Raw genomic sequence first — 14107 nt, 5'->3', positions numbered from 1 at the left:
GCCAAAAGGACGGAGGTTTAACTTCTTATTTTTCCATAAATTGGTGCAAACGACGAATGGCTTCTTTAAGGGTATCCAAGTCTGTCGCATAGCTGAGACGAAAATTTTCTGGTGCTCCAAATCCGGCTCCTGTAATCAAGGCCAGACCAACTTCTTCAAGAATAGCCGTTGTAAATTCTGTTACATCGCTATAACCTTTCATCTCCATAGCTTTTTTGACATTTGGGAAGAGATAGAAGGCTCCTTGTGGTTTGACAACTTCAAAACCAGGGACTTCACACAAGAGAGGATAAATGGTATTGAGACGTTCCTCAAAAGCCTGACGCATGGTTTCTACAGAGTCTTGCGGTCCAGTTAGCGCTTCAATCGTTGCATATTGAGATACCGCAGTCAGGTTTGAAGTCGTTTGACCTGTTAGTTTACTCATGGCAGCGATGATTTCTGGATCACCTACTGCATAACCCACCCGCCAACCTGTCATGGCATAAGCTTTTGATACACCGTTAATGACAATGGTTTGCTTGCGAATGGCTTCTGATAGACTAGAGATTGGCACAAACTCATTACCGTTATAGACCAAGCGTCCATAAATATCATCTGCTAGGATGAGAATATCATGTTCAACAGCCCAATTTCCAATGGCCAAGAGTTCTTCACGAGAATAAATCATCCCAGTCGGATTAGATGGTGAGTTAAGAACCAAAACCTTGGTCTTATCTGTGCGAGCTGCTTCTAATTGCTCCACAGTTACTTTAAAGTGATTGTCTTCTTTGGCTTGGACAAAGACTGGAACACCTTCTGCCATCTTAACCTGATCTCCATAGCTAACCCAGTAAGGTGTTGGAATAATGACCTCATCTCCAGGATTAACCACAGCCATAAAGAAAGTATAGAGTGAGAATTTTGCACCTGTAGCAAAAGTGACTTCGTTAGCCGCTACGGAATAACCATAATAACGCTCAAAATAGGTATTGACTGCTGCTTTTAACTCAGGCAAACCTGAAGCTACCGTATAGAAAGAAGCACGTCCATCTCGAATGGCTGCAACAGCGGCATCTTGAATATTTTCAGGAGTATGAAAATCGGGCTGACCTAAAGTTAAGAAAAGAACATCTTTTCCTTCAGCTTTTAACTTCTTTGCTCTTGCATCACTAGCCAGAGTGACACTTTCTTCCATTTCTAAGACACGTTTAGATAATTTCATAGCTTCTCCTTTTCGATTAGGGCACCAGTTTCAAAATCTACTAGATAATAGTCTCCACCAGACTTGATTTCCCAAACAGGCTTTTCAGCATAGCGTCCAAAGGTAACCGTATCAATTTCAGTTGCTCCTTTTTCTCTAACAACTGCTTCTGCTTTTTCTTGTGAAGTACCATTTTCTAGTTGATATACGTAAATATTGTTATTACTTTTCTCTATTAAAACAGCAACTGGTTTCTGATTCTTATCTTGACCAAGAACACTATAATAGCTTTCTAAGCCATTAAAGATATCAACCTGGCTGACCGTTTCTAGATTCGCATACTGCTTGGCAAGTTTTTCCCCTTCTACCTTTGCTGTCTGATAAGGCTTCATGCTAAGCCACACCAAATAGAGAAAGGAAGAAGTCACAACTAGAGCCAGCAGGGTCAAACCAATGCTGTACTGAAATAATAAGGAATTTTTTTCTTTTTTCTGTCTCACTTTCACTCGTCTATTTTACCATCTATCCTAGTGAATTACAAGTGAATAAAGGGGAGGATTTAGTACGGAACTTCTCTTATGACAGGACTATATGAAGTTTGAATCATTGATTTCACAGACTTTTCATAATCTCTACTCCTAAAAATAATCTTGACTATCATCGATTTTTATTTTCTGAGCAGATTTCTTGCAAATGATTTTGTTTTGTTGTAACATTTTTTATAACAACAGAGATAACTCTGATTAAAATCTAAAGGAGACTCCCTATGTCTAAAAAAGTATTATTTATCGTTGGTTCACTTCGTGAAGGTTCTTTCAACCACCAAATGGCTCTAGAAGCTGAAAAAGCTCTTGCAGGTAAAGCTGAGGTTAGCTACCTTGACTACTCAGCAATCCCACTTTTTAATCAAGAACTTGAAGTTCCAACTCTTCCAGCTGTAGCAGCAGCTCGTGAAGCTGTTCTAGCTGCTGATGCTATCTGGATTTTCTCTCCAGTTTACAACTTCTCAATTCCTGGAACAGTGAAAAACTTGCTTGACTGGATTTCACGCGCAATTGACTTATCTGATACACGCGGAGCATCTGCTCTTCAAGATAAAATCGTTACTGTATCTTCAGTAGCAAATGCAGGTCATGAACAACTCTTTGCAATCTACAAAGACCTCTTGCCATTCATCCGTACACAAGTTGTTGGTGAATTCACTGCAGCTCGTGTCAATGATTCTGCTTGGGTAGATGGCAAATTAGTCCTTAAAGACAGTGTTGCTACTTCACTAAAACAACAAGCTGAAGACTTGGTTCAAGCTATTCAATAATTGAATGAAAAAAAGATAGTAGAAAATGTTAGTTTCTACTATCTTTTTCTTAATCAACTAATTCATCAATCATACTATGTTTTAGTGGTAAACTACACATCACTAAAAGGAAAATAAAGGATGATTGAAGCCAAAAGAGAGCCAAATCAAAAATTCCGTGCACAGCTACTACTGTCAAGAAAGAGAGGTAAAGTCCAAGGATAGGACGCTTACTAGGTACTTGACTCATATCAATCAACATTCGTACTGGAGTGGCAGAAGCAATCCCCAAGAGAACTGTACCAACAACTCCATAACTCAAAATCGTATCTATATAAATACTATGAGCATGTTCATGATAAGGTGCTCCAATACGAGGGAAAGAGTGCATGTAGGTTAGCGGTCCTTCACCCCAAAATGGATTTTGCTTAAACAAGGCCATTCCAGCATTCCAGATAGAAACACGTTCTTCCATAGATGAATCTAAGGTTCCCATTCGAACACCCAAATCACTAGAAAATAGAAAGGCTAAACCAACCCCAAAAACTCCTATACTAAGCCAGAAAGCACGCCAGTTCTTAATGGTTGTGAAGAGATAAATAATCGCTCCAAAAATAATGGCTGGAAAAGCTGTACGATTCTGCGTAAAGTTTAAACCGAATAAATTAGCAAAGATGGCAATCATAGAAAAGATTCGTAACCACCTTAACTTCGTTGTGCTAATCAGGTAAAAACCAATCATGATACAGAAACAACAGATAATTCCATAGTAATTGGGATTAAAGAAGGCAACTTCCGCTCGATTTTGATGCCAAACCTGCATTCGTGGTGAGAGGAAGGTATAATCAAATTTCTTTACAATTTGGAAATGTTCCAAGGCTGCAAAAGCTGCTGCCAAGACACTTGAGGCTAAAACCCCTTCAATCGTCAACCTGAAAAATTTAGGAGTCAATTGAGATTGATAATAGTAAAAGAAGATGGCAAACAGAAACATGGCCACCGAAGAAACTACTCCCATCACATTTTGTGCTAGAAGAGAAATTGCAGTGCTATAGGCAATAAAAAAGAGCAAAACAGGGTGTTGAGACAGACGTTTCAAGATCCCCTTCATCTCCCCAGTATATACTAACCAAAGTAAGTAAGAGATAAAAATAATAACAAAAAGATAAAAAGGGAGAAAAATACTCAGAATAACTCCTAAAAGAAGTCCTTCTTGTTTCGATAAACTTTTTAACTTTTCAATGACACCTATTGATTTCACAACAGATCCTTTCCTTCTGAATATTACATTCAGATAAATAAGCTATTAAAACATTTTACCATTTTTCAAGCGATTTGAAAACCTCTTTACCTCTATACTCCTAACTAAAACTGGGTAAAATTTTATAGTTAGCTAATATTACTTGAAAATCGCTATCCCTTTTTTAAAAATATGGTACAATAAATCTAATTATTCCAGAAAGGGTCTAGCATGAAATCCTACCAAGAAGTCTATAAAATACTAGTTACTGAGACTGATTATCTAAGCGGAGAAAAAATAGCTGAGAGATTAAATCTATCTCGAACTTCAGTATGGAAAGCTATCCAACGTCTCCAGCAAGAGGGACTGGAGATTGACAGTATCAAAAATCGTGGGTATAAACTTCTGGACGGAGACCTTATCTTGCCTCAGGAAATCGAAGCGAATAGTCCCATTACTGTCCAGTTTAAACCCTCAACAAAATCCACCCAAACTGATGCTAAAGAGGCTATGGAAGGTGGTGCCAAAGGGGATAAACTCTACCTTTCCACTAGCCAAACTATGGGACGCGGTCGTTTTCAACGTCCTTATTACTCACCTGATAAGGGGGGAATTTACATGTCCCTCCACCTACAACCCAATCTCCCTTATCAGAATCTTCCAGCCTATACACTTCTAACAGCTGGAGCTATCTACAAGGCTATCAAAAACCTTAGTTTAATCGACGTGGATATCAAGTGGGTCAATGACATTTATCTGAACCAGAAAAAAATTGCTGGTATTCTAACCGAAGCCATTACCTCCGTCGAAACTGGACTCGTTACAGATGTTATCATTGGGGTCGGAATCAACTTTTCGATCGCTGAATTTCCCAAGAATCTACAAACTAAAGCTGGAAGCTTATTTTCTCAACATACTCCCATTACTCGCAATGAATTGATTGCTGAAATTTGGAAATGTTTCTATGAAACAGAAGCCGATGAACTCCTCTATCTCTATAAAAAACGCTCAATCGTTTTAGGAAAAGAAATTTCCTTCAAGAAGGATCAGGAAATAATCACAGGAAAAGCCTGTGACATCTCTGACCAAGGTCAACTGCAGATAGAATTAGCAAACGGTGAAAAGATTTGGCTCAATAGTGGAGAAGTTTCACTGACTAAATGGTAGTTTTCCTAGATCAAAAAAATCGACCTTTCTTATTGAAGGTCGATTTTTTAATTTGTTATTTTTTCAAACGTTCAACGTCACGCGCGATAACGAGTTCTTCATCCGTTGGAATTACCAGTACACGTACACTTGCTGCATCTGTCGAAATATCTCCGGTTGCACCAAAGACATTTTTCTCTGGATCTACATCACAACCGAACCAAGAAATCCCTGAAATAACATCTTCACGTACATTAGTAGAATTTTCACCGATACCTGCTGTGAAAATAATAGCATCTGCTCCATTTAGGACTGCCAAGTATTGTCCGATGTGTTTTTGGATACGGTCAACATACATTTCATAAGCCAAAGTAGCATCGTGATCTCCTGCATCCATAGCAGCAATTACATCACGCATATCACTAGACTTACCTGAAACACCCATCAACCCTGACTCACGATTGAGGATACGACTGATGTCCTCAGGCTTGTTAAAGTCCTCTGTATATTGCATTAAATAAGGAATGATGGCTGGGTCAATATCTCCTGTACGAGTTCCCATCATTACACCACCAAGTGGAGTGAATCCCATTGAGGTATCAACAGATTTCCCACCCTTAACAGCTGTAATAGAAGCACCATTACCGATGTGACAAGTGATTAACTTCAACTCTTCAAGTGGACGACCCAAGAGTTTTGCTGCTTCTTGAGCAACGTACTGATGGCTAGTTCCATGGGCTCCGTACTTACGAACCTTGTTTTCTGTGTAATATTTTGTTGGTAGAGGATAGCGATAAGCTTTCTCTGGCATTGTTGTATGGAAGGAAGTATCAAAAACAACGACACTCGTAATATCTGGCAATAATTCTTTGAAGGCACGAATACCCGCAGCATTCGCAGGATTGTGCAATGGAGCAAGAAGACCTAACTCTTCAACTTTTTCAATTACATCACCTTCCACGACTGTAGACTCTTTGAAGTACTCTCCACCTGCAACGACACGGTGTCCAACACCAGTAATTTCATCATAAGATTTAATAATATCAAAACGAATCAAGTCATCAAGCAAAATCTTAACTGCCAAAGTATGGTTGTCAATGTCAAGGACTTGTTGTTCTGAGCGACCATCGAACTTAACTGTAGAAATAGAATCTTTCAATCCAATTCGCTCAATCAACCCTTTTGCAAGCACTTTTTCTTCTGGCATTTGGTAAAGTTGCCATTTCAAGCTAGAGCTTCCAGCGTTAATTGCAATGGTTTTTGTCATAATGTTTCCCCTTTTTAAGCGTTTTCAACTATTATATCAAAATTTATACTAGATTTCATGTTCTTGACACCAATTTTGAAAATTTTCCTTAAATTCCAACAAAATTTCAGGATCACGAAGACTAGCAAGTGGATAAACAAAGGGCTCTGTCCCTTCTCCCACCTTCTTTTGCAAAACAAAAATGGTCTTAGACTGGGCTCCTTGAGCGAAGAGATCCTCCGGTAAAGCTATGATAGCGACTAGTTGAGCTTGATCAGTCAGCCAGGATTTCAAGAGGTCACTCTGAGGACTCGTCAAAAGATCTGTTGGAGCAAGAAAAATAGCATAGCCTCCCGACTTTAGATACTTGAGAGATTGCTCCATTAATAGATGATGAGCGTAAGTATGTTCATCCTTTGCTGCCACTTGGTAACGTGAGGCGATCTGATCGTCTGGGCAGTAGCCAATTGGGAGGTCGCTCACGATTATATCACTTTCTTTTAATACTTGTGGACGTACTGCATCTCCTTGGACAAAGCCCATTTGCAGATCCATAACTTCTGCCATGCTTGCAGCCAGATCGATCAAGAGGTCATCTAGTTCAATCCCAAGGTAATCTACCTTTTTGTTCATGGACGTTAAGAAGCTAGCACCCAGAATTCCCATCCCAGAACCCAACTCTAATAAACTTAGATTTTCAGCAGGCCACAGTTGCTCCATCAGAAAAATCATCAAGTGACCAATGGCGTCTGGTGTAAACTGGTGATTTGCTTGTAGAGGTTCTGTTTGCGCTGCCTTCATTAACAAGAATTGGTAGGTTCGTAACCACTCTTCTTTTCGAAGAGCCAATCGTTTTAATGCTTGATTATTTTTCTTGACATCTTCCAGATTTGTCTGACCATCCAGATAGATCCCATTTTGCTCAATCAAGGCATCGTAAAAATTTGTCGTCAAATCATTTTGGATGATTTGGACATTTTCTAGTAAATAGGTATATGCTTGTTCAATTTTTTCAAAATCCATACCCTTATCTTACCAAAAATAATGTCCTTTTTCCAGATTTTCATAATTGTGAAAATGAAAAAAAGAAAATCTACCTCCTCAGTAGACTTTCTCTGTTTAACATTTATTTCCAAGCTCCACTGGCATCTACATAGTAACCATCTGGTGTGCGTGTATTGCTAAGCATATTACCAGATGAAGCCAGATAATACCACTTACCATTATCTTTGATCCAACCGGTTGCCATTGCACCTGAATCTTTTAGATAGTACCAAGAGCCATTATCTTTGATCCAGCCTGTTGCCATGGAACCTGAGTCTTTTAGATAATACCAAGTACCACCATCTTTAAGCCAGCCTGTCGCCATAGAACCTGAGTCTTTTAGGTAATACCAAGAGCCGTTATCATATAACCAATCAGCTGAAATCATAGCTCCTGATGACTTAAAGGCATACCAACTGTCACCTTGATAGAGCCATGTTTGATTAAACATAACCCCTTTATCATCCATAAAATACCAGCTTCCCTGATCCTTGATCCAAGCATCTTTAACTAGTTGACCTTGTTTTTGATAGTACCACTTTTCACTGTAATTCTTTTTTAGCCAGCTTTCTGCTTTTACAATCGGATAAAGTATTTTGAAGGCTCCTGCCCCCCTGTAGGAATGACTGATAACTCCTGGTTTTTGAAGTTTCAATTCTTCATAGTCGTCTGCCCAAGCAAATACTTTTTGACCATTGACAGTCTCTGGTAAGGTAGCAGTGTAGGTCTTGGTTTGATAGTCCCATTTTGCATCAAGGTAGGTGTGTTGATCGTTTGATTCTTCAATACGGAAGTAACCACTCTTTCCACCGTCATTATATACATCATCTACTACTTTAGTGGACCAGGTCTTTACTTCATTTCCGCTCTTGGCTTCTACCTTGATATCTCCACGGTATCCATAAGGTACATAGAAATTCAGGTAACGCCCCTCTGTACCTACCATAGACTTGTCCTTTTCTTGACCTAGGAAATTGACTGTCTGATCCTGACCATTTAAAGTGACTTTCCATTCAATTTTTTCGTTTTTAGGCAAATCCAATACTTTAATATCTACTTCATGGCCATTATTAAATCTGAGAATTTTGCCATCTTGATACCAAACGCCACCCTTAATAACCCATTCTTCTTCCAATTCGAAGGCCTTTCCTGAATGAGGGAAAGCCAGTAAGGCTAAACCTGCTAGAGACAAACTAAATAGTGTAATTTTTTTCATGAGATTTCCTCCTGTTTTTATCCATGTTAATTATATCACTATGTTATTTTTTTGCAAGAGATATCCTAAATGTATATAGGAAAAACCTCTGAGATGACTCTCAAAGGTTTAATCATGACTATTTACTATTTTCAACCGCTGCTGTTACAAAAGCAGTGTAAAGTTCTTCTGGGCGGTTTGGACGACTTGAAAGCTCTGGGTGGTACTGACAAGCCACAAAGAATTTGTTTTCTGGAATTTCCACAATTTCTACCAAGCGGTTGTCTGGTGAAACGCCTGAAAAGACAAAACCTGCTCCTTCAAACTGTTCACGGAAAGCATTGTTAAATTCATAACGGTGACGGTGACGGCGTTGCACCACCTCTTTGTTGTGATAAGCTGCCGCTGCCTTAGAACCACGTTTTAGCTTAGAAGGATAAAGTCCCAAACGAAGGGTCCCACCCATGTCCTCAACATCAATCTGATCACGCATGATATCGATGATAGGATATTTGGTATCAGGATTTAGCTCTGCTGAATTAGCTCCTTCAAGACCTAAGACATTACGGGCAAACTCGATACAGGTCAACTGCATACCCAAGCAGACTCCCAGCATTGGTACATCATTTTCACGCGCATAGCGAATCGCTTCAATCTTACCTTCTGTTCCACGTTGACCAAAACCACCTGGCACGATGATTCCGTCAGCATCAGATAGGAGTTCTGCCACATTGTCAGCTGTCACATCGTTAGCATTGACCCAATCAATCTTGACTTCTGCATCATTGGCATAACCAGAGTGTTTCAAGGCTTCAACAACTGAGATGTAGGCATCTTGCAACTCAACATACTTACCAACAAGAGCAATCTTGACTTGTTTTTTGAGGTTCATGACCTTGTCAACCATAGCTGACCACTCTGTCATATCTGCTGCAGGTGCATCAATTTTCAAATGGTCACAAACGATTTGATCCATACCTTGTGCTTGCAGGTTAAGTGGGATTTGGTAAAGATGATCCACATCCAAGGACTCGATAACTGCTTCTGGTGCCACATCACAGAACTGGGCCAGTTTATTTTTAATTCCTTGTCCAGCTGGCTTTTCAGTACGGATGACCAACATATTAGGCTGAATTCCCAAACCACGCAATTCTTTGACAGAGTGTTGAGTTGGTTTGGTCTTCATTTCACCAGCTGCCTTGAGGTAAGGAAGCAAAGTCGTATGGATATACATGACATTATCTGCACCCACATCTGCCTTCATCTGACGAAGAGCTTCTAAGAATGGAAGGGACTCGATATCTCCGACTGTTCCACCAACCTCTGTAATAATGACATCAGAGTCTGTTGTAAGAGCAGCACGCTTGATTTTTTCTTTCAAGGCATCTGTAATATGAGGAATAACTTGGACAGTTGCACCCAAATACTCTCCACGACGTTCCTTGCGAAGAACTTCGCTGTAGATTTTACCAGTTGTCACATTTGAGTATTTGTTGAGGTTGATATCGATAAAACGTTCATAGTGACCTAGGTCCAAGTCTGTCTCAGCCCCATCATCTGTTACAAATACTTCTCCGTGCTGGTAAGGGCTCATGGTTCCTGGGTCAATATTGATATAAGGGTCAAATTTTTGAATGGTCACCTTCAAACCACGGTTTTTCAAAAGACGCCCAAGGCTCGCTGCAACGATCCCTTTCCCAATAGACGATACCACACCACCAGTGACAAAAATATATTTCGTAGACATAGATTCCTCTTTCTAAAATGCTCAAGGTCTTGTTCACTAACAGGGGATTGAGAAAACAAGACCTTCATCAATAACTACACCCCAAGAAGAAAAGCTTCCTGGAAAAACAAAAATAGCTCCCTAATAACTAGGGAGCTCCGACCTCTAAAAGAGGTGCCCGAACAATATATTACCTCAAAATGAAGCATTTGTCAAATAGAACAAATCGTTAACTTGGCATTTCATCTTGCATAACTCATTCAAACTAAAAAGTAAAAAGAGGCTGGATCTAGGAAATCGAGACTTGATAGACCGATTCCAGCTCCAACTCCTCTTTATTTTTATTCTTCCTCTTCTTCAGAGTCTTCGTCGTCTTCTTCATTAAGATCGACTTCTTCATCTAGATCATCTGGGGCGATTTCATTGATTTCAGCATCGTAGGCTTCCACTTCATTCTTCTCATCATCTGGATTTTCATCATCATAAGAGAGAGCTGGATCTTCTTCGTATGCATCCTCATCTTCTGGATCATCTGCACTGTAATCAATAGCATCTGCATCACCATCCATAAAGGCATTGACACGTTTTTTCTTAGCCTTAGGTGCTACTTCTTCATCATCACTTTCTTCAAGAGCAATGATTTCCTCATCGATTTCATCAACTCCATACCATGAACGAAGACCCCATTTGTTATCTCCAAGTGAGATAAAGCTACCGTCAAAGTTCAACTCTGTGTAGAACAAAGGCAAAGCTTCACGAATATCGCTATTAGAGGTACCGAGATAGTTTTGGATTTCATTAACCAAATCACTAAAATGCATTTCGTGATCACGACCACGGAGTTCCAAGATGGCACGAGCCACCTCAATCATAGATAGTTCACTTTTTTCTTGCCCAGCAAATACTTCTAATTCCAAAGCGTTTCTCCTCATTTTTTACTACTAACGCCAGAGTGGATAAACTCTGATCTCATTTTATCATGTACTCTTTATTGTACGATAATTTTGCCTAATAGTCAAAGGTTTAGGAGAAATAAATATGAAATATTTCAGCTAATTAATACTCAATGAAAATCAAAGAGCAAACTAGGAAGCTAGCCACAGGCTGCTCAAAACACTGTTTTGAAGTTGCAGATGGAAGCTGACGTGGTTTGAAGAGATTTTCGAAGAGTATAAAAGACCTGGGAGATACACTCACAGGTCTTTTGATTTATTTATGACTCAAAGATGCAGCTCCAATGTCAACCACAAACTGCAAGAGGATTCCTACCTAGATAAAGGATCATTTGTTGCGCCAGATTAAGTAAAAGGCCCCTTTAAGGTCCTGCCAGTAGTTCCGTTTCATAATGTCTCACTTCCATTCTATCATTCCCCTAGAATAGCGGAAAAGCCTCTCTCTGTCAATCATTTACCACAAAGAAAAAAGGCTGGGAAAACCAGCCATTTTCACACTATTCTGCTAAGAGCACTTCTTTGATGGTTTGTTTTTGGAGTTTTCTGTTGGATAGATAAAAGAGGCTTTCATAAACCACAGCAAAACCGATCAAAGTCCAGAAGCAAACATTCCAATCAAAGTTATGCTCAATCTTTTCAGGAACCGTATCTTTGATTATACCAATCAAGATTTCCATGATACCGTATTGATAAGCCGTCCCTAAAACAAATCCTAGATAAGCCCAAAAACGATAGGGAGCGAGAATATGCCCTTGGCATTCACGATCTGTGTAGCCAAATGCCTTCATAAGAGCCAAGGTTTCGCGACTTTCTGAGACCACAATCCCCAATGACAAAAAGAGAATCGAGAAAGAAAGGATCAAGCCAATCATGATCATCATGGTTTGGATGATGTCATCTGTGTAGTCCCTTAGGCCAAAGGACAATTGAACCATGGCCGCAAAACACATAGAACCAAAGACTACAAAAAACAGGATCGATTTTCTTCCCCAAATCAGTGACGAAGACAGCTCTTTTAGGAAGGATTTTTCTTTCTTAGGAGCACTTTTTTTCCTTTTGTCCTTAATCGGTGTTGGGGATTTTTTCAATAGGCGAAGGGCCGGCGTTTGTAGTTGTCTTCTAGCATAGCCAATCGCAAGAACCATAAAGAAAGTCGTTGGCAGTATCACTAAAGCGACCAAGAGCTGCCAATGAAAATGAATGGTGATTTCTGGCAAGATCCCCTTCTCATTACGAAAGTCATAAAAATGCCCCATCATAAGAAAAGAAGCGAAATAGCCAAGAAGTGCCCCAATTCCAAAACTGAGTCCAAAAGCCCAAAATCGTTTAGCCAACTGGACATTGCTATAACCCAAAGCCTTTAAAATTCCTAATTGTTCCTTGTGGTCATCGACAAATTGTTTGATATAAAAACACATGAGAAGGATCGATGTTAAGGACAAGACAACCCCACTGACCATTGCCACCATCCAGGAAAGCGAAACCTGGGCATCATAGTAGGTCTGAATCATCGGATTGGTTTTAGAAATCTCCAACTGCTCGATATCCAAGTAAAAATTCAAGAAGAGATTGGCCACAAATACCGCACAAGCCCCAATGATACTGACGACAACTAATTTTCGAATATCTTTTACTGAAAACATGGCTTACCATCCAATCTCATAAGCAGTCTGTGGCTGATCATTGGTCACAACTTCGGTAATTTTGCCACTATTGACACGAATGATGGTTCTGGCCATATCCGCAATATTTTGGTTGTGTGTCACCATAATCAAGGTAAAGCCCAGCTTTTCCTTCAATTTCCAGATATAGTCGAGAATCTTGCGCCCTGTTTCTTCATCCAGAGCTCCCGTCGGCTCATCTAAGAAGAGAATCTCTGGCTTTTTGGCCAAGGCCCGAGCAATGGAGACTCTCTGCTGTTCCCCACCAGACAATTCACTCGGATATTTGTCCAGCTTATCGCCAAGTCCCAAATCCTCGATGATCTGTAAATAATCATGATTGTTTGCCAGATCAGCTCCCATCTTTACATTCTGTCTGACCGTCAGATTCGGCAATAGATAATACTGCTGGAAAATAAAGGCAATCTTCTCCCGTCTAAAGGCTGTCAATTGAGCATCCGTGAGTTGTGATAAATCTTGTCCTTGAATGAGGATATGCCCCTCGTCTACCTTTTCTAATCCTGACAGCACATTTAAGAGAGTTGATTTCCCAGATCCAGAAGGACCGAGGATAACCACATCATCCTGGTCTTGAATCTGCAAGTCAATCCCCTTTAAAACCTTAGTTTGGCCGTAGCTTTTGTGCACATTTTCTAGTTGAATCATTTCTTTCCTACCATTTCTTTGATGAGAGATTGACAAACCTCTGTCAGTAATCCAATCACTTCTTCCATGCCGAACTGATAAATACCAGAAGCAACCATAGAGGCCATCCCGTGCGAGTAGATAAATAGATGCTGGTACAGGCGACTAGCCTCCTCTAACGTCAAAGGATAGTCTGCGACAATCGAATCCAGAACCAATTGGTAACTATGATCCTTCATGGGAAGAAAATCTTGAAAGCGACGAATCGGATCTTTGCTAGGATTTTGGAAAAGCAATTGAAAAAGTTGGGGCTCTTTTGAGGCAAAAAGGATATAAGCAACCCCGACAGATCGAAAAGGCTTCTCATCTTCTAAAGCCTTGAGTATATACTCCACCACGACCATTTCCGCAGCAATAATAACCTCTGCTTGTAACTCAGACATATTAGCAAATTGCCCAAAAATGACTCTTGGTGTGGCGCCCAGTTTCTCTGCTAATGCTCTAGCCGTCAAACTAGACATTCCCTCTTCTCTAACCAATTGTAAAGCTGTCCCAATCATAGTCTCTTTACTAAATTTAACCTTTGGTGGCATAATACTCCTTTAATGCAACATTTGTTGCGCAACGTTTGTTACCTAAAAGAATACCATAACAAAGAAAACTTGTCAAGAAAAATCTGTAAAGCATAGAACAATAAAACCAGCCCACTGATATAAGTAACGTCTGGTCTACTAAATCTAGTCCCGAAGATTCGAACGGTGCTTGAAAACTTTA

13 protein-coding genes are annotated in these 14107 nt (G+C 39.9%); 2 read left to right on the top strand and 11 right to left on the bottom strand.

The features are described 5' to 3' along the window. Positions 1 to 25: 25 nt before the first annotated feature. Together PCY08_RS00340 and PCY08_RS00335 are read right to left on the bottom strand one after the other, a co-directional pair. Entirely contained in the window at positions 26 to 1204 is a 1179-nt protein-coding gene (locus tag PCY08_RS00340) for a pyridoxal phosphate-dependent aminotransferase (protein WP_301559066.1), read from the bottom strand. Beyond that, positions 1201 to 1689: a DUF5590 domain-containing protein gene (locus PCY08_RS00335; protein ID WP_301559065.1), complete on the bottom strand. Its 489-nt coding sequence runs from the start codon at positions 1687 to 1689 to the stop codon at positions 1201 to 1203. Before PCY08_RS00335 ends, PCY08_RS00340 begins: the two co-directional genes overlap by 4 nt. A gap of 260 nt (positions 1690 to 1949) precedes the next feature. Between PCY08_RS00335 and PCY08_RS00330 the strand changes: the two genes are divergently transcribed. After that, a complete protein-coding gene (locus PCY08_RS00330; RefSeq protein WP_301559064.1) occupies positions 1950 to 2498 on the top strand; it encodes an NADPH-dependent FMN reductase in 549 nt (182 codons plus the stop codon). A gap of 49 nt (positions 2499 to 2547) precedes the next feature. Here the strand turns inward: PCY08_RS00330 and PCY08_RS00325 are convergent, their stop codons facing one another. Then, a complete protein-coding gene (locus tag PCY08_RS00325) occupies positions 2548 to 3738 on the bottom strand; it encodes an O-antigen ligase (RefSeq protein ID WP_301559063.1) in 1191 nt (396 codons plus the stop codon). Between the two features lie 210 nt (positions 3739 to 3948). Between PCY08_RS00325 and birA the strand changes: the two genes are divergently transcribed. After that, the gene (birA, locus tag PCY08_RS00320; RefSeq protein WP_301559062.1) at positions 3949 to 4884 is read left to right on the top strand and encodes a bifunctional biotin--[acetyl-CoA-carboxylase] ligase/biotin operon repressor BirA; all 936 of its coding nucleotides are present in this window, start codon (positions 3949 to 3951) and stop codon (positions 4882 to 4884) included. Between the two features lie 55 nt (positions 4885 to 4939). Here the strand turns inward: birA and PCY08_RS00315 are convergent, their stop codons facing one another. From PCY08_RS00315 to PCY08_RS00280, 8 genes are all read right to left on the bottom strand, one after another. Next, positions 4940 to 6130 carry an acetate kinase gene (locus tag PCY08_RS00315; RefSeq protein WP_045763559.1) on the bottom strand — a complete coding sequence of 397 codons (1191 nt, stop codon included), beginning with the start codon at positions 6128 to 6130 and terminating at the stop codon, positions 4940 to 4942. Between the two features lie 48 nt (positions 6131 to 6178). Then, entirely contained in the window at positions 6179 to 7132 is a 954-nt protein-coding gene (locus PCY08_RS00310; RefSeq protein WP_301559061.1) for a class I SAM-dependent methyltransferase, read from the bottom strand. 103 nt (positions 7133 to 7235) lie between these two features. Then, the gene (locus PCY08_RS00305; RefSeq protein ID WP_301559060.1) at positions 7236 to 8369 is read right to left on the bottom strand and encodes an N-acetylmuramoyl-L-alanine amidase family protein; all 1134 of its coding nucleotides are present in this window, start codon (positions 8367 to 8369) and stop codon (positions 7236 to 7238) included. A 118-nt stretch (positions 8370 to 8487) separates the two neighbouring features. Then, positions 8488 to 10095: a CTP synthase gene (locus tag PCY08_RS00300; RefSeq protein WP_000105251.1), complete on the bottom strand. Its 1608-nt coding sequence runs from the start codon at positions 10093 to 10095 to the stop codon at positions 8488 to 8490. 320 nt (positions 10096 to 10415) lie between these two features. Continuing rightward, positions 10416 to 10991, bottom strand: coding sequence for a DNA-directed RNA polymerase subunit delta (gene rpoE, locus PCY08_RS00295; protein ID WP_000418422.1), 576 nt, complete (start codon positions 10989 to 10991; stop codon positions 10416 to 10418). A 533-nt stretch (positions 10992 to 11524) separates the two neighbouring features. Further along, positions 11525 to 12670, bottom strand: coding sequence for an FtsX-like permease family protein (locus PCY08_RS00290; protein WP_049527489.1), 1146 nt, complete (start codon positions 12668 to 12670; stop codon positions 11525 to 11527). 3 nt (positions 12671 to 12673) lie between these two features. Further along, positions 12674 to 13354 (bottom strand): ABC transporter ATP-binding protein, encoded by a 681-nt coding sequence (locus PCY08_RS00285; protein ID WP_301559059.1) that lies wholly within the window; start codon positions 13352 to 13354, stop codon positions 12674 to 12676. Next, positions 13351 to 13926, bottom strand: coding sequence for a TetR/AcrR family transcriptional regulator (locus PCY08_RS00280; protein WP_301559058.1), 576 nt, complete (start codon positions 13924 to 13926; stop codon positions 13351 to 13353). The genes PCY08_RS00285 and PCY08_RS00280 overlap by 4 nt, the downstream gene beginning before the upstream one ends. Positions 13927 to 14107 lie beyond the last annotated feature (181 nt).

This window comes from Streptococcus sp. SO4 (genome assembly GCF_030440055.1).
GTDB lineage: Bacteria > Bacillota > Bacilli > Lactobacillales > Streptococcaceae > Streptococcus > Streptococcus nidrosiense.
The sequence above is the reverse complement of the archived record's forward strand: the minus strand, read 5'-3'. Positions and strand labels throughout refer to the sequence as shown.

Coding starts and splice junctions, on each gene's coding strand:
- PCY08_RS00290 (WP_049527489.1), bottom strand. CDS start 12,670: ATGTTTTCAGTAAAAGATATTCGAAAATTAGTTGTCGTCAGTATCATT.
- birA (WP_301559062.1), top strand. CDS start 3,949: ATGAAATCCTACCAAGAAGTCTATAAAATACTAGTTACTGAGACTGAT.
- PCY08_RS00315 (WP_045763559.1), bottom strand. CDS start 6,130: ATGACAAAAACCATTGCAATTAACGCTGGAAGCTCTAGCTTGAAATGG.
- PCY08_RS00280 (WP_301559058.1), bottom strand. CDS start 13,926: ATGCCACCAAAGGTTAAATTTAGTAAAGAGACTATGATTGGGACAGCT.
- PCY08_RS00310 (WP_301559061.1), bottom strand. CDS start 7,132: ATGGATTTTGAAAAAATTGAACAAGCATATACCTATTTACTAGAAAAT.
- PCY08_RS00340 (WP_301559066.1), bottom strand. CDS start 1,204: ATGAAATTATCTAAACGTGTCTTAGAAATGGAAGAAAGTGTCACTCTG.
- PCY08_RS00305 (WP_301559060.1), bottom strand. CDS start 8,369: ATGAAAAAAATTACACTATTTAGTTTGTCTCTAGCAGGTTTAGCCTTA.
- PCY08_RS00300 (WP_000105251.1), bottom strand. CDS start 10,095: ATGTCTACGAAATATATTTTTGTCACTGGTGGTGTGGTATCGTCTATT.
- PCY08_RS00285 (WP_301559059.1), bottom strand. CDS start 13,354: ATGATTCAACTAGAAAATGTGCACAAAAGCTACGGCCAAACTAAGGTT.
- PCY08_RS00330 (WP_301559064.1), top strand. CDS start 1,950: ATGTCTAAAAAAGTATTATTTATCGTTGGTTCACTTCGTGAAGGTTCT.